The organism is Rhizobium hidalgonense, assembly GCF_002914525.1.
Classification (GTDB): Bacteria; Pseudomonadota; Alphaproteobacteria; order Rhizobiales; family Rhizobiaceae; genus Rhizobium; species Rhizobium hidalgonense.
In genome coordinates this window covers 1-20,654 of sequence record NZ_LODW01000074.1, presented here as the reverse complement: position 1 = coordinate 20,654, position 20,654 = coordinate 1, and the positions used below count along the sequence as shown (strand labels likewise).

The 20,654-nt window shown below is 60.9% G+C and carries 19 protein-coding genes; 10 read left to right on the top strand and 9 right to left on the bottom strand.

All coding sequences use genetic code 11. The annotated features are described in order from the left end of the window. Positions 1-12 precede the first annotated feature (12 nt). Genes ATY29_RS24330 through ATY29_RS24315 form a run of 4 tightly spaced genes read right to left on the bottom strand, consistent with a single transcriptional unit; the run spans position 13 to position 4,388 of the window. Positions 13-2,127, bottom strand: a complete 2,115-nt coding sequence (locus ATY29_RS24330) for a hypothetical protein (RefSeq protein WP_097537378.1) — start codon at positions 2,125-2,127, stop codon at positions 13-15. After that, the gene (locus ATY29_RS24325) at positions 2,127-3,698 is read right to left on the bottom strand and encodes a terminase (protein ID WP_097537377.1); all 1,572 of its coding nucleotides are present in this window, start codon (positions 3,696-3,698) and stop codon (positions 2,127-2,129) included. Before ATY29_RS24325 ends, ATY29_RS24330 begins: the two co-directional genes overlap by 1 nt. Beyond that, positions 3,664-4,134: a terminase small subunit-like protein gene (locus ATY29_RS24320; protein ID WP_097537376.1), complete on the bottom strand. Its 471-nt coding sequence runs from the start codon at positions 4,132-4,134 to the stop codon at positions 3,664-3,666. Before ATY29_RS24320 ends, ATY29_RS24325 begins: the two co-directional genes overlap by 35 nt. A 17-nt stretch (positions 4,135-4,151) precedes the next feature. After that, on the bottom strand, positions 4,152-4,388 hold the full coding sequence (locus tag ATY29_RS24315) for a spike base protein, RCAP_Rcc01079 family (protein WP_085736528.1): 237 nt from the start codon (positions 4,386-4,388) through the stop codon (positions 4,152-4,154). Positions 4,389-5,395: 1,007 nt separating this feature from the next. Between ATY29_RS24315 and ATY29_RS24310 the strand changes: the two genes are divergently transcribed. Then, a complete protein-coding gene (locus ATY29_RS24310) occupies positions 5,396-6,241 on the top strand; it encodes a dienelactone hydrolase family protein (RefSeq protein WP_097537375.1) in 846 nt (281 codons plus the stop codon). Positions 6,242-6,439: 198 nt separating this feature from the next. Here ATY29_RS24310 and ATY29_RS24305 read toward each other — a convergent pair whose 3' ends face one another. Both ATY29_RS24305 and ATY29_RS24300 read right to left on the bottom strand, forming a co-directional pair. Further along, the gene (locus tag ATY29_RS24305; RefSeq protein WP_097537374.1) at positions 6,440-6,973 is read right to left on the bottom strand and encodes a YidB family protein; all 534 of its coding nucleotides are present in this window, start codon (positions 6,971-6,973) and stop codon (positions 6,440-6,442) included. 137 nt (positions 6,974-7,110) lie between these two features. Further along, positions 7,111-7,458: a hypothetical protein gene (locus ATY29_RS24300; protein WP_003569603.1), complete on the bottom strand. Its 348-nt coding sequence runs from the start codon at positions 7,456-7,458 to the stop codon at positions 7,111-7,113. 252 nt (positions 7,459-7,710) lie between these two features. Here ATY29_RS24300 and ATY29_RS24295 point away from each other — a divergent pair, with 252 nt between their 5' ends. The 4 genes from ATY29_RS24295 to ATY29_RS24280 all read left to right on the top strand — a co-directional run bounded on the left by ATY29_RS24295 (position 7,711) and on the right by ATY29_RS24280 (position 10,138). Beyond that, a complete protein-coding gene (locus ATY29_RS24295) occupies positions 7,711-8,043 on the top strand; it encodes an ArsR/SmtB family transcription factor (RefSeq protein WP_003569608.1) in 333 nt (110 codons plus the stop codon). Then, a complete protein-coding gene (locus ATY29_RS24290; RefSeq protein WP_097537373.1) occupies positions 8,036-8,512 on the top strand; it encodes an SRPBCC family protein in 477 nt (158 codons plus the stop codon). Before ATY29_RS24295 ends, ATY29_RS24290 begins: the two co-directional genes overlap by 8 nt. Next, the gene (locus ATY29_RS24285) at positions 8,505-9,125 is read left to right on the top strand and encodes a glutathione S-transferase family protein (RefSeq protein WP_025415601.1); all 621 of its coding nucleotides are present in this window, start codon (positions 8,505-8,507) and stop codon (positions 9,123-9,125) included. The genes ATY29_RS24290 and ATY29_RS24285 overlap by 8 nt, the downstream gene beginning before the upstream one ends. 200 nt (positions 9,126-9,325) lie before the next feature. Beyond that, entirely contained in the window at positions 9,326-10,138 is an 813-nt protein-coding gene (locus ATY29_RS24280) for an alpha/beta hydrolase (protein WP_097537372.1), read from the top strand. Between the two features lie 112 nt (positions 10,139-10,250). Here the strand turns inward: ATY29_RS24280 and ATY29_RS24275 are convergent, their stop codons facing one another. Then, the gene (locus ATY29_RS24275; RefSeq protein WP_097537371.1) at positions 10,251-10,601 is read right to left on the bottom strand and encodes a EutQ-related cupin domain-containing protein; all 351 of its coding nucleotides are present in this window, start codon (positions 10,599-10,601) and stop codon (positions 10,251-10,253) included. A 217-nt stretch (positions 10,602-10,818) separates the two neighbouring features. On the opposite strand from ATY29_RS24275, the gene ATY29_RS24270 reads away from it, so the two are divergent. Further along, on the top strand, positions 10,819-11,019 hold the full coding sequence (locus ATY29_RS24270) for a hypothetical protein (RefSeq protein WP_025415599.1): 201 nt from the start codon (positions 10,819-10,821) through the stop codon (positions 11,017-11,019). Positions 11,020-11,155: 136 nt separating this feature from the next. Here the strand turns inward: ATY29_RS24270 and ATY29_RS24265 are convergent, their stop codons facing one another. Then, positions 11,156-11,536 carry a hypothetical protein gene (locus tag ATY29_RS24265; RefSeq protein WP_097537370.1) on the bottom strand — a complete coding sequence of 127 codons (381 nt, stop codon included), beginning with the start codon at positions 11,534-11,536 and terminating at the stop codon, positions 11,156-11,158. A 300-nt stretch (positions 11,537-11,836) separates the two neighbouring features. Between ATY29_RS24265 and ATY29_RS24260 the strand changes: the two genes are divergently transcribed. Beyond that, positions 11,837-12,904, top strand: a complete 1,068-nt coding sequence (locus ATY29_RS24260) for a cyclic nucleotide-gated ion channel (RefSeq protein ID WP_003569614.1) — start codon at positions 11,837-11,839, stop codon at positions 12,902-12,904. 119 nt (positions 12,905-13,023) lie between these two features. On the opposite strand, the gene ATY29_RS24255 is transcribed toward ATY29_RS24260, so the two are convergent. After that, the gene (locus ATY29_RS24255; RefSeq protein WP_097537369.1) at positions 13,024-14,985 is read right to left on the bottom strand and encodes an elongation factor G; all 1,962 of its coding nucleotides are present in this window, start codon (positions 14,983-14,985) and stop codon (positions 13,024-13,026) included. Positions 14,986-15,497: 512 nt separating this feature from the next. Between ATY29_RS24255 and ATY29_RS24250 the strand changes: the two genes are divergently transcribed. The 3 genes from ATY29_RS24250 to ATY29_RS24230 all read left to right on the top strand — a co-directional run bounded on the left by ATY29_RS24250 (position 15,498) and on the right by ATY29_RS24230 (position 20,438). After that, positions 15,498-17,204 carry an adenylate/guanylate cyclase domain-containing protein gene (locus tag ATY29_RS24250; RefSeq protein WP_097537368.1) on the top strand — a complete coding sequence of 569 codons (1,707 nt, stop codon included), beginning with the start codon at positions 15,498-15,500 and terminating at the stop codon, positions 17,202-17,204. A 239-nt stretch (positions 17,205-17,443) separates the two neighbouring features. Beyond that, positions 17,444-18,736: a mechanosensitive ion channel family protein gene (locus tag ATY29_RS24245; RefSeq protein ID WP_097537367.1), complete on the top strand. Its 1,293-nt coding sequence runs from the start codon at positions 17,444-17,446 to the stop codon at positions 18,734-18,736. Between the two features lie 526 nt (positions 18,737-19,262). After that, complete coding sequence (locus tag ATY29_RS24230) at positions 19,263-20,438, top strand: sulfite oxidase (protein ID WP_280176780.1); 1,176 nt, start codon at positions 19,263-19,265, stop codon at positions 20,436-20,438. Positions 20,439-20,654 lie beyond the last annotated feature (216 nt).

The following is a 20,654-nucleotide window of genomic DNA, read 5'->3' as shown; positions in this document are numbered from 1 at the left end:
GCTCCCGGCAGTCTATTGGTAGAGGGATTGCGCCGAGCGCATCTCATCAATCGCTTGCGCCGCCATCTCGCCGCGCGCCTTTTCCACCGTGGCGCGATGTTCGATCTCGGCTTGCGCTACGCCGAGCTCGGCCTTGCGCTGTTCGGCGCCGGCCTTCACTTCAGCGGTCTTCAGCTTGATCATCTCGCCGGGCGCAGGCTGCGGTTCCGGCTTCGGGGCGCTGGCGGCCTGTGAGAGCCGGGCGCCCACCTGCTCCAGCGTGCTTTCCAGCTGGCGGCCGGCGCGGAAGCCGCGGGCGGCAAAGAGCAGCGTCTCGACCATCACGGGCACCAGCATCGGGCTCTGCTGCGCCATGGCGCCGGCCTGCTGCATGAAGCCGCCGACCATCTGGACGAACTCCATGCGGCGCTGTTTCTCGGCGTCCTCGTCGGGCTCGATGGTCGAATCCGTTTCGATTTCGATCTGGAAACCGCGAATGCTGTCGTTGCGCAAGAGCTGCACCACCTCGTCGATCGTCGGCTGCCCCATCATCTGCTGCAGCCGCGGCGGCATTTCGGGCGGTGGCGGGCTCGGCTGGCCGGTCTGCTCAGCCCGCATCGCCGCCTGCTGCGCCGCCATCTGCATCTGCTGCATCTGCATTTGCACCTGCTGTTTCTCGGCCATGGTCGGAAGCTTGATGCCGCTGACCAGCATCAGCGTTTCCGGCTGGAACTGGTCGCAGATGATTTCGCCGGCAAGGCGGATGATGTCGCGGGCAAAACGCGCCAGCTCGGCCTGGCGGTCGCGGATGCGGATCGAACCCCACTGGCTCTTGATGCGCTGCGCCGTCGCCGTCTCCGACGCCTGCGTGTCGCCGCGCACGATGTCGGATATGCCGGTGATCTGGTAGACATCCTCGATCAGCTGCTTGCGCGCCGCCATGCAGGCGACGATCACCTTCTGCACCTCGTCGATCGGCAGCGTCACGATCGCCTTCGAGCCGCCCTTGTCGGTGAAGGCGGCCCATTCCGGGATCGGCACCATGACCATGTCGTTCTCGGGCCGCATCGCCTTTTCGATCGCCGGCGAGATCGCGCCATCGCCGGAGGGATAGAAGATCTTCAGCCGCAGCTGATCAGTCAGCTTGTTGATGCGCTTGGTCAGGAGATCGATCTCGTCGCACTGCTGCTGATAATAGACATAGTCGGGAACCGGGATCAGCGAGCTCGTCGACATCGTGCCGTAGGCCGGGCGCGGGCACGGCCAGAAATGGGTCAGCTCCAGCGGCGGCTCGGAAACCTCTAGCGCCACCGGCGCGCCATCGGCGATCCAGACGGTATAGTTCTCGCTCTTGCACCAAATTTCCAAGATATGGGTCTTTCCCTCGTTTTCGGCACGCTCGGCCTGGCTTTCGCCCTTTTTGCCGGCGGCACCTTCCGCCGCGCGCGATGTCATCGCCTCCGTGCCGAAGCGCTTCTCCATCTCCTCATCGGTCATCGGCACGCGCCGCGCCACCCAGGTGACATCCTTCCAGCGGCGTGCCGGCGAATGCAGGAAGTCCGACCAGTGGACATAATCGATGCAGACACGCTCGTCGGCGATCACCTCAGGCTGAGGACCGCCCATGGCGCCGATCTCGTCGAAGATGCCGCCAGGCGCGCCAAGACCTTGGCCTGCCGGCGGGTTCGAGGGCTCGACGCCCATGTCGAGCGGCTCGAAATCGGCCTCATAACGCAGCCACACCGTGCCGCGGGCGCAGAGCAGGAAATCGTCGCGCACCGCCCGCATGATGGAATCGAGATCGGCCTCGTCGCCTGTATAGGCGAGATTGCGTTCGACGAGTTCCGAGGCAATGCGCGCCACAGGCTGGGGGTCCTTGAAGCGGCGCTCGACCACCGGCTGCGGCACGCGGGCATAGACGGCCGGCTGTAGCACCGAGGTATTGGCCCAGAGCATCGGAAAGCGGCGCTTGGCCGCGCTCGTCTGGTCCGACTGCTGGTCGAGATAGATCTTCTCGATCTTGACGCAGCGGTCGTGCCAGGATTTGAAATAGCGCTGGGCGCGCTCGAGTTCCTGCTGCCAGTGGGCGCCGACCTTTGCCGGATCCCAGCGCTCTCCGCCCTCTAGAGCCGTTATCTCGTCTTCCATCAAACACGCTCGCTCTGTCTCGGGGTGGAATCGGCAAATTCGTTGAAGGTCATCGTCTGGAAGGTCGGCAGCGGCTTACGTTCCTGCCGCAGAGGCTCGGGCGCCAGGCCGGTGAAGATGATCGCCAGGCCGCCGAAAGCATCGGCGCCGTGCGAGGCCCAGTTGTGCAGCGGCTCGTCGCGGAAGACGCCGAGATCCTCGTCCCAATCCTTGCGGTAGTTCCTCAGGCACTTGATGCCCTCGATGCATCCGGCCTGGTCGAACTCGACCTTTGCCAGAATGCGCCGCGTGCCGTTGATGCGGTCGTGGACATAGGCGCGCTCGACCTTGCGCACCGTGCCGAGACCGCGGGCCCTCACCTCTTTCAGCATGATCTCGATGCGGGTCATGCCGCCGCGCGTCCATTCCCTGACCTTGATGTCATGCGGCATGTTGTGCACGCCGTAGACATAGCCGTGCTCGGTACTGCGCCGCGCCAGCTCGTCGAGCATGCCGTCCATGCCGGTGCCGGTATGCTCGAAATAACCGATCATCCTGACACGACCGGGCAGCACCTGAAACAGCCAGACGCTGTTGGCATCGTCCATGCCGATATCGGAGATGGTGTGAACCGGATAACCCTCGACATGCGGGAAAACCCCGATGCGCTCCTCGGCATCGGCCACCGCCATCTGATCGGCATAATAGGCGCCCTCGACGCTGGCTTCGAAGGCTTCGGCTGGCGTCGAGGGATATTCGCGCTTCATGTCGCCGAGCTGGGTTTCGGCCTTCTTGACATACCAGGCCTTCTGCCCGTCCGTCAGCGTGATGCCCTGGTCGGCCAGGTGGCTGAAGTATTTGACGAAAGCATCACTGAGGATGACGCCATCGGCGGCGATCGAATATTGCGGCTCCTTCCACCAGGGGAAGAAATGAAACTTGAAGTCCAGTTCGGTCAGCTTCGCCGCCTGGCGCTGCTTGACCTGGCCATCCTCGCAGAGCGAATAGAAATGCCCATCCTGGCCCTCCGCCGTGCTCTCGACGAAGACCAGCTGGCCGGCCTGCACCGTATTCAAGGCGCCGGTGCGGACCTCCCTCGCCTTCTCGGGATATTTGGCGCAGAGCTTTCCATATTCGGAGATATGCAGATATTGCAGCGTTCCCGAGCGCAGCGAGGTGCCGACACGGATGCTCGAATTGTTGGCGAGCAGCAGTTCGGTCTGGTTGGTCCTGACGACGGGCACGGCGTTGCGAATGCCTTCGGGCAGATTGTCATAGGGATATTTGATCTTGTCCCGGAAGATCGTCTGCACGTCGCCCAGCGTATGGGCGATGGTGCCGGCGCGGATATCGCGATTGAAGACGCAGGCATCGAGCATGAAGATCTGGATGAAGGTGGTGAGACCGAGCTGGCGGGCCTTCAGCAGCACATTCAGATAATGCATCTGCTCGAAGAAGGTCATCTGCGTCCAATTCATCTCGAACCTGACGCGTTTGCCCGCTTTGTCGGTGATCCAGTAGAGATTGTTCAGCCGCCAGCGCCAATCGGAAAACTGGTCAACCGCCGTTTGGAAGTCCGCGGGTTTTGCCATTGATATCTTCCAGCAATTGCGAGACTTCGCCGGTCACGCCCTGTTCGGGCTCGACCTTGGCGCCGTATTTCTTCGGCTTCAGCTTTTCGGCGACCCATTGCCGCGTGGCGATGCGCAGCTGCGAGCGGCGGATCGCCTCGCCATTTTCCTGCCAGCCGGTGGTTTCGCCGCTAGCGTTCTTCTTTTCGATCCAGTCATTGCTGCGGTCGTCGGCAATCTCGACCAGCTCGTCGACGAAGCCGTCGGCGAGGATCTCGCGGGCCAGCGCATAACGCGCCCGAAACGCCGCCTTGCTTTCATCGGCAAGCCAGGAGAGCACGGTCGATTTCGCCGGCATATCCTCATCTCGGCAGATCGACCGCAGGCTTTCCCGGTCGGCGATGCGCTCGCAGATCTTTTCCGCCAGCGCCTGGGTGAACTTGGTCGGTCTGCCCATGGTTGCTTCTGAAAAGCTCAGAACAGCGCGATGATGTTGGATGCCGTGGTCCCGGTCAGCGCCACGATCGCCGCATGCACCGGCAGGATCGTCCCGGCCGGCACGCTCTTGAAGACGACCGGATCCACATCGCGCCGCAGCGCAATCGCCACATCGCCCGCCGTGCCGATATAGAGCGCCCGCGCCCCGACAATCGCACTGTCATTCGGCGTCACCACCGCGGCCCGCGAGGCCGGAGCAATCGAAGGGTCCATTACAGTTCTCCTTGTGAGGGGTGGATGTCCTGCCGACGCGGCCGTCAGGCGCCGCTGCCCCACCCTCCGTCCTCCTCGGCCTTGAGCCGAGGATCCATGCCCGCCGCCAATGAGGCCAAGGTGAATCCCAGGGTCAAGCCCTGGGAGGACGGAGCAAGGGGTAAGCTCCGTGGCAAATCTGCGGTGGCAGCACGAACGCGGATCGGTTCGCAAGCCTTGGCGAACGGCGCATACGTTCGAACGGCGGCGCCGACTTGATCGACATCACCTCTGGATTCAAATTTCGCAGTTTGGATTTACGGTAGTCTTAAATGATCCGCCGGGAGGTGATCAAGCGCTAACTCAGATCGATTTTCGAGCCGGCAGCGATATGCGGAAGTTCCCCTCAACCTCCGTCGTTCCAGGCCTTGAGGCTGGAATCCACCTTGCCTCCACCAGCAGCGGGCATGGATCCCAGGGTCAAGCCCTGGGAAGACGGAGCAAGGGGTGAGTGCTGTGGCAAATCTGCGGTGGCAGCTTAGACGCTGACAGGTTCGCAAGCCCCTGTTCGCAGGCATTGGCGAACGGCACATACGTTCGAAGGGCGGCACCGACCTCGACCGTCGACATCACCTCTGGATTCAAATTTCGCAGCTTGGATTTGCGGTAGTCTTAAATGATCTGCCGGGGGGTGATCAAGCGCTAACTCAGATCGATTTCCGAGCCGGCAGCGATATGCGGAAGCTCCCCTCAACCTCCGTCATTCCAGGCCTTGAGCCTGGAATCCACCTTGCCTCCCCAGCAGCGGACATTGATCCCAGGGTCAAGCCCTGGGAAGACGGAGCAAGGGATAAGTTACGTGGCAAATCCACAATGGCAGGGCGATCAAGGGCCTCCCGCCGCGATCACGGGTCAGGCTAAACTCCACCCTGCCTCACCCGGCCGGCGACGCAAGGCCCTGCCCGCTTTGCCGGGCTGCAGATCCGGCGTACAATCAGCAGGCTTCGGTCGAACGGTGGAGGCGTTCCGTGAAAGCCGCGAGACTCTTTCTTTGCCTTGCCGCATTTCTCGGCATCACGCTCGCCGGAACGCCCGCCGATGCCGACGAACTGGTGCGGTTCGAAAGCGTGCCCGTCAAGCTCAGCCCCTTTCGAATTCGCAAGGCTGCCGAACAAGGCGAAATTCTTTCTCAACCGCTGGGCATGCCGCTGCTCGGATATTTGTCGCGCCCACAGGGGGACGGCCCCTTTCCGGCCGTCGTCATCCTGCATGGCTGCGACGGCCTGCGTTTGAGCATCAAAGAGCTTTGGCCGCAGCGGCTGGTCCGATGGGGTTACGCCGTGCTGGTGGTCGACAGCTTCACCACCCGCAACATCCAGGACACCTGTCAAAGCCCCCTGCCCGATCGCGTCTTCGACGCCTATGGCGCTTTGAATTTCCTATCGAAACAAGGCTTTGTCGATATCGGGCGCGTCGCCCTTATGGGCTTTTCGGCCGGCGGCACCGCGACTCTAGAGGGAACGAAAATCGAAGGCAACGAACAGCTGATGGACCGCAAGTTCAAGGCGGCGGTTGCCTACTATCCCGTCTGCGCGGCAAGCCAGGGCGATGCGACGGTGCCGATCCTGATCTTGACCGGCGATCGCGACAATTGGAGCCCGGCCGAACGCTGCCGCAAGAGGCTTGCCCAGCTGAGTGACGACAGCCCGCCGATCGAACTCACGATCTACAAGGGTACGTACCACGACTTCGATGCGCCGGAGTTCACCGTGGGACGGAAGGTGTTGGGCCATATCGAAAAATACAATCCCGACGCCGCAGAAAAGTCGATCCGCAGCGTTTACATCTTCCTGCGAAAACACCTCTCGAACTGAAGCCGGTGACCGCGGAGATCGCGCACCGGCAGAGTTTGGCCTCAACACCTCCCCACCCTCCGTCATTCCAGGCCTTGAGCCTGGAATCCATGCCCCGGCCGATGGAGCCGGCATTGGATCCTCGGGCAAGCCCTGGGAAGACGGCGGATGGAGTAAAGCCTGCCGCAAGTGCTGCGACCTATACGTTTTATCCCAAGACTAGAAACTGCTCGGTCGCCCCGAGCTGGTCGCCTGGCTCGCCGAAGACATAAACGCCTCTTCCTCGGTGGGCACCTTCCCCTCCGGGGTCAAATCGTCGACGGCCTTCGGAAGCTCGCGGCTCAGCCGGCCGAGGATTTCCTCACGCGAGAGGCCGGTATTTCTGGCGATCTCGTTGACAACATCGGGGCCGAGGGCTTCGGCGAGCTGGCCGTCATTGATGTCGGCATTCTGGCCGGGTTTGACCCATGAGTCGATCGTGTCGCCATGGCCGTTCTGCTGAAAGGTTTTGAGGAGATCGCCGAGTCCGCCGCTGACGATCCCGCCGGAGGTCAGCCCGCCGAGCAGTCCCCCAAGACCACCGGAGCCGGCGAGTCCACCGAGAATGCCGCCAAGCCCACCCGGCTGCTGGCCTCCGGGACCGGCCTGCTGGGGGTTTTGAATGCCGCGCAGGAGCTCCCCGATCTTGTCTCTGTTCTGGTAGCCGGCAACGGCAAGAACGGCGAGAAGCGCCTTCAATTGACCGCTCATCATGATGAAATCCTCCCATGGTTCAAAGACTGCAGCCGACCCGTGCAGAGCGCTGCCTGGGCAGCAATGTCCGACGCCGCCAAAGGTTCCGCGCCGGGCGTTTAAAGGCCCGGCCGTCTACCTTGCTGCTCATGGGCGGGTCAGATTTCCGGGCAACCGCGCCGGTTGGCAAAGACCATCCGCTCCGGTCCCCGGCGCGTCATCCCCTGGACGACGATGCTGCGCGGCGACATGCGGACGACCTGCGCCCGGCGAAGTCCTTCGCCGCGGGCAATATCGAGCGCATCGCCCGGATCGCAGCCGCGCGGGCCGCGGCGCTCATATCCGTCATAACGGTAACGGTCACGGTCACGATCGCGATCGTAGACGCCGACCCCACCGGGGCCGATGCGCAGTTCCATATCCTGCGCCGCCGCGATCGTTGGCGAGATCGTCAAGCCGGTCATTCCGGCCAGACCGATCAGGATAAACTGAAGAGATTTCCGCATGAGTTCCTCCCATGGTTTTCGTGCCTTATCGCAAGACCAACCTCGCCATGCGGATTTTGTTCCTTGGAGGGGAAGAGGAGCCGGCGCCGATTTGTGAGAACGGAGTTACATAAAACAGACTCGACGCGTCTCGAAGGATGGGGCCGGCGCCACAGCCCCCGCCTCCGTCTTCGAGGCTCCTATTGCACAATTGCCTTTGACATTTGGCTGCTCACAATATAACCATTAGGCTATATAGCCAGATGGTGATGTATGGACGACAGGCTCGATGCGATTTTCTCCGCGCTTTCCGATCCCACGAGGAGAGCCATTCTCGCGCGCCTTGCGAACGGCAAGGCGACGGTGGCCGAACTCGCCGATCCCTTCGAACTGTCCCAGCCTGCCATATCAAAGCATCTGAAGGTCCTGGAACAGGCCGGGTTGATCCGCTCCGGCCGGGAAGCGAATTCGCGTCCCCGGATCCTCGAGCCGGCCGCGCTGAAGACCATTGCTGACTGGATCGCCGATTACAGACGCTTCTGGGATCAAAGTTTTGATCGTCTCGATGACTATCTGTCCAAGCTACAGGGAACCGAAAATGACTAATACAGACACCGACAACCCCCGCGAGCTGCTGCTTGTCCGAAGGTTCGATGCCCCATGCGATCTGGTTTTCAGGGCATGGACCGACCCGAAAGCCTTGGCGCAATGGTGCGGTCCTCACGGATTCAAGGCGGTGGGCGATAAACTTGAAGCCTGGCCCGGCGGTAGACACCGCGCCTGCCTGATCGCACCGGATGGGGAAGAGCACTGGGTCGGCGGCAAATATCTGGAGGTCGAGCCGCCGCACAGGCTTGTCTTCACCCATGCCTGGGAGACCGCAACCGGCGAAAACAGCCCCGAAACGGTCGTCACCATCACCTTCAGGGAAAGCGATGGAGGCACGGAAATGACTTTTCGGCAGAGCGGATTTGCCAGCGCATCCTCACTGGAGGGTCATGAATCCGGTTGGTCGCAAAGCTTCGAGCGATTGAGCACTTTTCTGGAAACTTCCGAAGGGACGAACCATGCGTGAGGCGGCGATGAAGCTCTATTATTGCGAGACGCTCAATCCCCGGAAGGCCTGCGCCGCCGCTCGTTTTCTGAAAGCCGACGTCGAGTTCGTCAGGGTGGACCTGGCCAGCGGAGAACAGCGCACCGCAGAATTCCTGGCGCTGAACCCGAACGGCAAAGTCCCGGTGCTGCAGGATGATGCCGGAACTTTATGGGAAGCGAACGCCATCATGTGCAGGCTGTCCGACACGGTCGCAGCGGATTTCTGGCCGCATGACCACCGTCAGATCGACGTGCTGCGCTGGTTGAGCTGGGATGCCAGCCATTTCACCCGACACGGGGCAACGCTGTGGTTTGAAACCTTGATCAAGCCATTGTTCGGCGGGGAGCCCGACGTCGCGGTGATCGAAGATGCCAAGACGAGTTTTCGGCTCCATGGTCGTGTGCTCGACGGTCATCTGGCCGCCAATAGCGTCGCCGTCGGCAAGACACTGACCGTTGCGGATTTCGCATTGGCAGCTGCACTTCCTTACGCATCCGCTGCCGACATCCCACTCGCCGAATTCCCGCATATTCAAAAATGGTACGGACGGCTTGAGGAACTGGATGCGTGGCGAAACCCTTTCCCAGCCTGAGAGGCACGCGCGAAGGGCTATTGCCGGTTTGAAATGCGTAACCGCCGAGGTTTTCGCTGAGGACATCGTCGTCTCCCGACCTCTTCTCCGCGGGAACGATTTGTGCCTATATTGCCACTATGCCGAGCACACCACGCCGTAATAGGCCGCGTTGCTGCAAAGCGCCCTGGGCATTGCCAAACCGGCGGGTACATTCTGTCGTGAGCACCACAAAGTACTTGCTGATCTTGCCGCTGATGGCGGCCATCGCCTACATGGCGGTCGTGGCTCTGGTCTATTTCTCACAGCGAGCCCTGCTTTATCCCGGAGCCGGCGCCACAGCTGCTGCGGACCACCCAAGCTGGGGCGAGTCGGTCCACGTCAAGACGCCCGACGGCGAGATGCTTCAGGGACTGTACCTCAAGGGCGACAGCGACAAGCCCTGCCTGCTCCTCTTTTTCGGAAACGGTGACCGCGTCGACAATTACGCGTTTCTCGCACAGGCGCTGGCGGCGCGCAGGATTGGATTGCTGGCGATCTCCTATCGCGGCTATCCCGGATCGACCGGCTCCCCCAGCGAGCAGGGCCTGCTGACGGACGGCATCGCCGCCTACGACTGGCTATCGGCACACACCGGAAGCAAAATCGTCGTGCTCGGCCGGTCACTTGGCACCGGCGTTGCCGTGAACACGGCCGCGAAGAGGCCGGCCGCAGGCGTCATTCTTGTATCGCCGTACCTGTCGGTACTGTCGGTTGCGCAGGCGCGCTATCCGTTCCTCCCGGCTCAAATTCTTCTCAAGGATCCCTTCCGCTCGGACCTCAACATAGGCGAGGTCAGACAACCGAAGTTGTTCCTCCACGGCCGGCTTGACGACAGCATCCCGCTGTCTTCAGGGCAGGCCCTGTACGAGATCGCACCCGAGCCCAAGCGGATGGTGATCTATGACGGTGCGGGTCACAACGATATCTTCAACGATGGCACGGTCGGTGACGTCATCCGTTTCGTGGAAGCGCTGCAAGGAAACCGGCCCTAGATCCCGTCACGGACGGGAGCGGTTTCCAGGTGATACGGCGAGGCAAGGAACGGTCTGCTCGGCAGCCGCCGCAAAGCTTGAGAGAGCCTCATGCGAGGCCTCGGCCGGCCGTTCAAGGGTGCGCCGGGCGCCAGTGGGGATAGGTGACATAGGCCGTGACGGCGCCCTCCTCATGCGAGCGGATCGTCACCGTCTCGCCCTTCGGCATGTAGACGATCTCGCCCGGCCCGGCGCTCACCGTTCCCGCCTCTGTCGAAACCGAGAGTCGTCCTTCGAGAACGATCATGACGTCGTCAACCGCCATCGTTTCGGTCAAGCTCTGGCCGGGTGCGTAGCGCCCGTAACCGATCGTGACCGGCCCGCCATGCCGCTCGTCAACGAGATTGCCGACGGAAATGTCGGCCTGCTGGCCTGGTGAACGCTCCAACGAGGCGTCGGCGATCGTGAGTTTCTGCATTTTCATCGTCATCCTCCATTGCCGCGGCGGGAGGTAGCGCGGAGATATCCCGCGCCAAGTCGCTGGCATCAGCGATCGAATTGACCAGGCCCATTGGAGCTCTTATAAAACAGCTCTTGCGAAACTCCGGACCAGCAAAAATAACTATTTTAAATCAATGGCTTTTACCGGACGGCAGCACGGCTGTCGGCATCGACCATGGAGAAGCACAATAATCAAGATAATGGTCTTGCTGCACAGCGCCGTTGGTGTGGACTGGCAGTCTCCCCCGAAAGGCACAAGCCTGAAGACATTGAGCGAAGCCGAAGAGCAAGGCTTCATCTTGATCCGCGGGGAATTTCAGAAACGACAATTCCGTCTGACAAAGCTGGGCTCCGAATATGTCGGGCGCGACAAACGGCGGCTGGAAGCTCGCAGGCTCTGAATAGGCGCCGACAAAATAGCCCGATCTTGCAATCCAAATATCGATTGCACAGCCGCGACAACACCCAAAGTCCGGCTGGTGCATGCGCCGGCGCATGGGCCGGTGTGATCGGTATCAGGCCGAGCACGGCGCAAACCTATTTTTCAGCGCGGTTGAGAAGAATGCGCATTTCGTCGAAGCGACGCTTGCGGTCGCCGTCATCGACGTTCGGTGAATAGCACGTGCTTGACACGCAGAAGCGCACCAGATTGTGCGGCTTGTCCGCCTTGTCGAACTCGCATTCGAATATGTCGGTCATTTCGGCCGGCGCCGTTCCCTGCCGCGTCGAATACGACATGCGAACACCCGGCGGCTTCAACTCGGGAAAGGATTGCACGGTGCCGATAGCGAGCTGATCGGCCATGAAGAAGCTCTTTGCCACGGATTTGCAGGTATTCTCGAGCTCAGGCGACTGCGCCATCGCATTTGCGGGCAAGGCGAACGCGCCAAAGGCAAATAATATGATCGGCATACGCACTGCTACTTCCTCCACTGTCTCTGTCGATTGAGGTAGAGCGGTGAGACCAAAAGCAAATGGTGGCCTGACTGTGGTGAATCTCACAACCCAGCCATGTCCGCTTGTGGCGTAAAGCGGTGATATTGCTGCTCTTGAGCGGACTCGAACCAGTGATCCTGAAGAAACAAGTCACCGCTCCCACGAAATCAATGCGTTGAGGCGACATCGACGCCGTCAACAACGCCATCGAGTCCCCCGTTCCCTTGCGTGTGGCCCGAAGGTATCTATTGTCGACGAATGCCGGGCGGTTGGGAGTCTGTAATGTCGGCAGTGCCTTTCTCAAAGATTTCGACGCCGCTCAACGCGCTGTTCGCTACAATCGGTCTCTTGGTCGTTGCCGCCCTGACGACGCAGGGCCTTACTGGACAGGAGAGGCTTGTCTTTGAGCTGCTACTTGCGGCAATTTGGCTGGCCTATGTCCTCCAATTGAGCGGCACATTGCTTTCACGGCGACACCGCTTGTCGGGCGGGATCCCGGCCCTCGTGATCGATTTGCTCGCCGTTCTGGTTCCGGCTGCTGCATTCTTGTTCGTTGGGTCCCGTGATCGAAACCTCTATTGTGCCATTTGGCTTCTCAAGCCGTTGCGTGACTCGACCTTCTTCAGGCTGCTGGCAAAGGTGGTCGCGAATGAATCGCGCAATCTGATTGGCGTGACATCGGTGTTCGGCATCGTCCTTTTTGGCGCTGCGTTGGCCGGTTATATCATCGAGCGAGACGTCCAGCCCGATAGGTTCGGCAGCATTCCGCAGGCGATGTGGTGGGCGGTCGTGACGCTGTCGACGACCGGCTACGGTGACGAGATCCCGCAGAGCCTTGCAGGTCGAGTTCTGGCCGGATTGGTGATGATGAGCGGGATCGGTATTTTTGCACTTTGGGCCGGCATCCTCGCCACCGGCTTCTACGAAGAGGTTCGCCGCCAAGACTTCGTTCGCAACTGGCAATTGGTCGCTGCCGTACCCCTGTTCCAGAAGCTTGGCTCCGCTGCACTGATCGAGATCGTTCGGGCGTTGCGACCGCGCATTGTCCCCGCAGGTGCCGTGATCTGCCGCAAGGGCGATGTTGGCGATCAGATGTTCTTCATTGTGGAGGGGCGGGTCACCGTGGCCACACCCGACCATCCAGTGGAACTCGGTTCCGGAAACTTCTTTGGCGAGATGGCGCTGATCAGCGGCGAACCGCGCTCGGCGACGGTCAGCGCAGCAACCGAGGTATCGCTGCTGTCGCTCTACGCCGTGGATTTCCAGATGTTGTCGAGCAGTAGTCCGGAGATCGCAGAGACCATCCGCAAGACGGCGCTGGAGCGCCGCGGCGGGCCGCCGAAGGAATAATCCAGGCCCGATGGCCGCGGCATTGCCGCAGCCGGTGGTCGAGACCGACCGCGTTGCGGCACCCGAGATAGTTCGAGGATCCGAGCAGTGCCCGCTCGGCCGCATCCAGCGGCTACGTTTCAGTGTGCGACGCCTTGTCCCTCGTGTGCCCTCACGATGGCGTCCGCTTCCTTGCCGTATAGCTCCTCGAAGTGATCGAAGGTCTTGGAAAAGTAGCCAATGCCCTGCGTCGCCGAGCGAAGCGCCCGCGCCAGATCGTCAAGTGCGCCGCCGGGAACAAGAGCCCGGAAGATGTCCCATCCCTTGGCGGTTTCATCCCGGTCGAAACCGAGAACCTGACCCTTGAGAGCGGAGACGATCTGGACGAGGCTGCCGGAATAGATCGACGGAATGTGAATTTCGCTGCGGAAGACCGGTTGCATCAAAACGGCCGCCCCTTCGGAAAGCGCCTGTCGCACTCCCATTTTCGACGCAGTCCTGAAGGCGTGTTCCGAACTGTCGACGGCATGGTGTTGACCGTCGAACAGCGTTACCCCGACATCGATGACCTCGAATCCGAGCGGCCCTTTCTCCATCGCTTCGCGCGCGCCTGCTTCGACGGCAGGGATGTAGTTGCGCGGAACGACGCCACCCTTGACGGTTTCGCTGAAGGTGAAGCCCCGGCCGCGCTCGTTGGGGTGAATGCTCAGCTTCACATCCGCGAATTGCCCGGCACCGCCGGTCTGTTTGCGATGCCGGTAGTGAACCTCGGAGGGCTTGGCGATTGTCTCGCGGTAGATCGGGCTGGGTGTTCGATCGGTGACCTCGATGTGGAAGACCTCGGACAGGGTCCGGCAGAGATCGCGCAGATGGACCGGGCCCTGGGCGCGGACGAGCTGGGCGCCCGTGCCTTCCTCCTGCAAAACGACGAGACCGCGATCCGTCTCGGAAAGTTTTGCCAGCGTTTCGGAGAGCTTGTTTTCATCGCGTTCGCTGCCCGGGACTAGGATCCTTTCCAGCATCGGCGTCGGTGGCTCGGTCCATTCGGGCGGGGCGACCGTCGCGCCTGATGTCAACAGCGACGGGACGGGCAAGTGGTCGGACTTGACTGTTGCGAAGACATCCCCCGGTGCAGGCGTGATCGCCGAGCTGGAGCGTCCGTTTGCGGGATCCTGCACGGCGCCGAGGCTGGAGCCGCCCAGTGATGCGCCTTGCCGCAGTCCGTCGCCAAACGCCCGCACCAGCACCGTCTTGCCGATATTCTGACGATGATAGGCATGGAAGCTCACGGCGGTCAGCTTGTTTTCATCGACATTGCCCGCACGAGCCAGGCGCTGTCTGAGAATCTCTACCGGCGGCGCCTCGTGGCGCAGCGCCTTCATCAGCCTCATCATGCCGTTGCCGTGACCCGCGGCACCGATCAGGACTGGAATAATCCTGTTTTCCCGGAGAACCCGCGATGAAATGGCGTAGAGGGCGTCGCTGGGCGGCTCGCGATCTTCGACCAGTTCCTCGAGAAGCCAGTCATCGAATTCGGACAGGTGTTCCAGAAGCTCGCTGCGCGCTTCGTGCTCGCGCTCGGCGGCGTTTTCGGGGATTGCGATCAGCGCCGAAGCCTGGCCTTCCCGGTAGCGCCAGGCCCGTTCCGAAATCAGGTCGCAACTGCCGACGATCCTGTCTCCCTCGCGGATCGGGATCTGGCGCAGCAAAAGCGTGTGGTTGGCGTAGTCCTGAAGCGCGGCGATCACGTCCCTCAGCCGCCCCCTCGGTTCGTCCATTCGGTTGACGAAGAGGATGCACGGCGTCCCCGAGGCTTCGACGATCCGCAGATAGGGCGCGGCGAGCACAGCCTCCTCGGGTGCCGATGAAACGCACAGGATGCAGGCGTCGCTGGCAAGGAGCGCGTGCTGTGCATGCGCCAACGCTTCGTTGGGTCCCGGCGCATCCAGCGCACACCACGCCTCGTTTCCAAAGGTGAATTCTGTGAGGTTCAATCCATAAGGGGACCTGGATTTTCTCGGCGCCCCCTCCAGGGAGCCGAGTTTTTCCACGACTGTTGATTTTCCGGTCTGCGAGGGTCCAAGCACGGTAAAGCAGCGCATCGGCATTCCTCCAACTGCCATTAAAACAATTTTCAGCCATCATAGGATGCCCTGAACCGCTGCAAGGCGCCAGAGGGGTTCAGTTCGAGAACGCTTGACGGACGCAGGAGCTGTTCTCGAATTGCCAGCGGGGCTACAGACGCATCCAAAACGATCCATCCAGAGACTCTGAAGCTACTCCCACAAGTCATTGGGCGTGAACTTGCGGGCTGCCGCGCCAGCTTGGGGCGGAAACGCACCCTCAACCTCCGTCATTCCAGGCCTTGAGCCTGGAATCCATGGCCGCAGCCGAAGACGCCGGAGTGGGTCCTCGGGTCAAGCCCGAGGACGACGGAGGGTGGGAGGAAGCGCGCGCTTTTCACTCTCCTCAGCGGAAACCGCCGCTTGCGACCAGCCGTTCACCGCCCATCACCAGACGTTCAAGAACCGCTGGACATTAACTCTTTACCATTTGTTGACTCACCCGCGGTTGAACAATAACTTGCTAATTTGGTCGTTAGGATTGTCCTCACATGACGGATCAATCTCTTCAGCGTCGCCTTGCCGCCATCGTCGTTGCCGATGTGGTGGGATATTCACGCCTGATGGAGGCAGATGAAGTCGCAACGCTTGATAACCTCAGGGAACTCCGTTCCGGCATCATCGAGCCGGCTGTGATGCGCCACAAAGGTCGCATCTTCAAGGTCATGGGCGACGGCTTCCTGATCGAATTCGGCAGCGCCGTGGAAGCGGTCGCAGCAGCGTTGGAAATGCAACGGGCCACCGCTGCTGTCGAGGCTTCCGAAGACCGGCGCCTGCTTTTGCGTATAGGCGTCAATCTGGGAGATGTCATTGACGAGGGTTCAGACGTCCTCGGTGACGGGGTCAATGTCGCGGCGCGCCTCGAGAGACAGGCCGCGCCGGGAGGCATCTGCATTTCAGGCGGCGTTCACGGCGAGATCCTCGGCAAGATCGACGAGCGGTTCTTCGATGCAGGCGAACGCTACCTGAAGAACCTCACCCGCCCGGTCCACGTGTGGCATTGGCCGGATGCGCTGCAGAGCATATTGCCGCTGCCGGAAAATCCCTCGATCGCCGTATTGCCGTTCACGAATATGAGTGGGGATGAAGCGGACGCGCCTTTCGTCGACGGCTTGACCGAAGACCTGATCACCGACCTTTCCCGTACGGCTGGCCTGTTCGTCATCGCGCGCAATTCCGTCTACGGCTACAAGGGCAAGCCGGTCAACGTAAAGTTGGTCGCCCAGGAACTCGGCGTCCGCTACGTCCTTGAGGGGAGCGCCAGACGAGCAATGGGCCGTGTCCGCATCAATGCCCAATTGGTCGACGCGCTTGGCGGAGGGCACTTGTGGGCCGAGCGATTTGACCGGACGGTGGAAGATGTTTTCGAATTACAGGATGAAGTTAACGCCAAGATTGTTGAAGCCCTCGTCGGCCGGCTGACCATCCCGACGCCGCGCAATCGGCCGAAGAACTTCGAGGCCTACGATCTGTGTGTGCGCGCCCGCCTGCTGACGGAAGAGTCGCCGCAAACCGAGCGTGAGGCCTATATGCTGCTCCAGCGCGCGGTCAAGCTCGAACCATCATATGCCGAGGCGCTCGGCCTGCTCGCCTATAACCGTTGGCTGGCCTGGACTCATTTCGGCGAGCCCGAAGATCCCAACCGGAAGATGGCGACGACATCGGCGCAGAAAGCGGTCGACCTGGATCCCAACGATGCCGGCTGCCGTTATGTTCTGGGGACCATTTTGGCTTATGAGCGGCGATGGGAGGAATCGGAGGCCGCCTTCGCCAGGGCCCTGGAACTGGACCCCAACCACGCCGACACCTGGGCCGCCATGTCGGATATGTCCGTGCTGGACGGCAGGATTGCCGACGGACTGGCGCAGATCGAAAAAGCTCTTCGGCTCAATCCCTATCCAGCCTGTTGGTACCTGTGTCATCTTGGGCAGGCGCAATATGCTGCGCGTGACTATGAGGCGGCAACCGCCACACTGCGCAGGAAAGACACGTATCGTACCAACTCACGCAAATTCCTGGCTGCTGCGCTTGCGCAGTTGGGCCACCGTGAGGAGGCACGGCGGGAAGCAGAATTGTTCCTGATCGCCCACCCTCATTTCACGATCGGCCATTGGCTCAGCTCCCAGCCGCTACGCGATGCATCTGTACGAGACCACTTTGTCGACGGCTTCCGAAAGGCTGGCCTGCCGGAGACGTGACAGCGGGCGGGGCAATCCCGACGCGTTCGAGGACTTGATCAACGGATATGCGCTGGCGGCGCATTTCTGCGATCTCTGTCACAGCGCTATCGGTCGAAACGGCAATACGCGCCCATCTCTCCGACGCTGAGGTCATAGTAAATCATTGAGTCTTCTGAGGAACGCTGGTGCTTGTTGCCTGCAAATGAATTAAACTCATGCGATAGTTTTATCTAGCTGACATTCATCGGATCATCATCATGAATATCAGGCAGATGACCGACATCGCCGAGCAGTGGCTGACGACATTCATTCTGAACGAATGGACGTTCTTTCAGCTTGCGATCATCATCGCCGGCTACGGTTTTGCGTCCCTGCTTGCGTCACGCACAGAGCCTGCGATGGAGGCAAAGGCGCGCCAGATCAAGGGCAATCCAGACCTGCTTCGGGTCATCATTGCTCCCATGCGCCGGATGATGTGGCTTTTCCTTGTGGGGTGGTTGTGGCTCGCAAACGTCGTGTTGAGCAAGAGCACTTGGCCCTCACAACGCTGGCTTGTGTCCACGGCCCTGACGCTGGCAGCAGCATGGTTCGTCATCTCCGTCCTCACCAAAATCATCCGCAACCCTACCCTGTCACGCGCCGTCGCGATCGCCAGTTGGAGCTATATCGCTCTTTATGCGGTCGGTCTTGACGGCCCGGTTCTATCTGCTCTTGACGGGCTCGCGATTAATTTAGGTGCGGTGAGACTCTCACTTCTGCTTGTGCTCAAAGCCCTCGCGTTGGCGATCGCCTTGATCTGGATAGCCGTCCTCATTGGCAATATGCTTTCCCACTGGGTTCAGCAGTCGGCCGATTTGTCGCCTTCCATCAAGGTATTGATCAGCAAATTCATCAAGATCAGCCTGATCATATTCGCGGGAGCCATCGCGTTGTCGGCGACCGGGGTCGACCTCACGGCGCTGACCATTTTCTCAGGCGCAGTCGGCGTCGGAATCGGCTTCGGCCTTCAAAAAGTGGTATCAAACTTCATATCCGGCATTATCATCTTGATCGACAAGTCGATCAAACCGGGTGACACGATCACCCTTGGCGACACGTTCGGGTCGATCCGTGACCTGCGCTCGCGGTTTGTCTCTGTCATCACCCGCGATGGCAAGGAGTACCTCATTCCGAACGAAGACTTTATATCGCAGCAGGTGGTCAACTGGTCGTTCTCGAGTGATTATGTACGAATAGACGTCGACTTCGGAACGTCCTATGACAGCGATCCCCATCAAGTCGTGAGGATCGCCATTGCGACGGCATCGACGGTGCCCCGGGTCGCAAATCAGTATAAAGCGCCCGTCTGCTGGCTGACCGGCTTTGGCGCGTCGTCGCTCGACTTTCGGCTTCGCTTCTGGATCTCGGATCCAGCGAACGGGCTGACAAATGTTCGTGGACAAGTCCTGATGGCGCTGTGGGATGCCTTCAAGAAAGCTGGTGTCTCTATCCCGTTCCCGCATCATGAAATCATCATGAAAAGCCCTATCGAGATCAAACAACCGGAATGATCTGTTGCCCCAGTGCCCGCCAAGGACAATCGCCTGCTGATCCGGGACACCCAACACGAAAAGCGGGCATCAGAATTCTTGCCGCCGAGGTCTGAGATCGGCCGCTTTTGCTGCCGTACGAGCTCGATCCGAGGACGTGCGGTATGTGCTAGAGCCTTTCCGGGTTAGATTGAAGCATTCTGCCGGAGCAGGTTTTCGTCAGGGCAAAGGCGATTGGCGATGGGCATACCCAAGGCACGTCCGAGCCGATCGCCTTTGATCCTGGCTAGAGATGCCCGGCCGAAGCGATCAGTGCGTCCTGCGGTTGCTGAGTCTTGCAGATTTGCCAATGCAAATCTGCGCGAGGGTTGGCTGAAACGGGCCGGCTGATCGGCCGGCCGGCTTGGCCATAGAGCTTTGCTACGACGCGCGCCGGCCGGTCGACCATCCGACTCCGTTTGAGCCAACAGAATGATTCAATCTAACCCGGAAAGGCTCTAGGATGCGCCTGAAGACGGGATGCGACAGACGCGCTGCGAGGGGCGGTGTGATCGTACCGGAATTCGCGCGACCGAGAGCCGACGTTGTGCTCTTCAAAGGGAAGACGAGGAAGATGCCGATACCACAGCAACCCAGTCTAATCGTTCGACAGAAATCCCCACCGAATATCGAGTTTCCGTTTGCGTCGCTTTCCGATTGGCTGATCCCGACCGAACAGTTTTTCGTGCGAAACCATTTCCCGTCGCCGAACCTCGATGCGCGAGACTGGAGATTGCGCGTTGGCGGGGCGGTGGAGCGGCCGATCGAACTTGACCTCGACAGCATCAAGGCGATGCGGAGCACGACTCTCACCGCCGTCGTCGAGTGCGCAGGGAACGGGCGCGTCTACTATGAGCCGCCGAGGGAGGGGTTGCAGTGGCAGAACGGAGCCGTCGGCAATGCCGCGTGGACAGGTGTTCTTCTGCGCGAGATTTTGGAAATGGCGGGCGTCAAGCGAACCGCATGTGAGGTTCTGCTCGCAGGCGCCGACAGCGGCATCGTCGACTCGAACAAGAAAACGGCTTCTCCCGGCCCCATCGCTTTTGCGCGCAGTTTGCCGCTTGAGAAGGCCATCGCTGACAGCACGATCCTTGCCCATTCGATGAACGACGAGCCGTTGACGCGCGATCACGGCTACCCGCTACGCGCGGTCGTGGGTGGCTGGTTCGGCATGGCTTGGGTCAAGTGGATCACTGATATCACGGTTGTGGAACAACCGTTCCTTGGCTACTGGCAGGCGCGCGACTATTTCCGTTGGGAGCGCAGCCTCGGGGAACCCACGCTGGTCCCCCTTGCGGAGATGGAGGTCAAAGCGCAGATCGCGCGTCCCGTCCAGGGGGCGCATCTCAGCGTCGGCCAACCGTACCGGATTTTCGGTGCCGCCTGGAGCGGAGAGGCTCCTATCCGGCAGGTGCAGGTCTGCACCGGAGATGGCCGGGGCTGGCGCGAGGCAAGGCTCCTCGAAACAGAACGTCCCTTTGCATGGCGCTTGTGGGAGTACATGTGGACCCCTGAAGAAGTGGGGCGATATACACTGCAATGTCGCGCGATCGATGGGGCGGGGCGCGTGCAGCCCGACCTCCAGCGTTCCGATTGCGAGAGCTACGCGGCCAATTGGATCATTCCGGTGGAGGTTACGGTCGTTCCGGAGCCACAGACATACGAGGAGGAATTCGTGATCTGATCACCGGCATGGGGCGGAATGGCGGCTCTTGGCACAACTGCAACCCGCGTTGTCACTGCGTCATGCCAAAGCCGATAATCGTCGCGATTTGCGAGGCGCCGCGCCGCCGGCGAGTGGGGCGGAAACGCACCCTCATTTTCCGTCATTCCAGGCCTTGAGCCACTGCTGTCCGGTTTAAATTTGGTGGACAAGGCGCACGGTGTTGATTCTACTCGT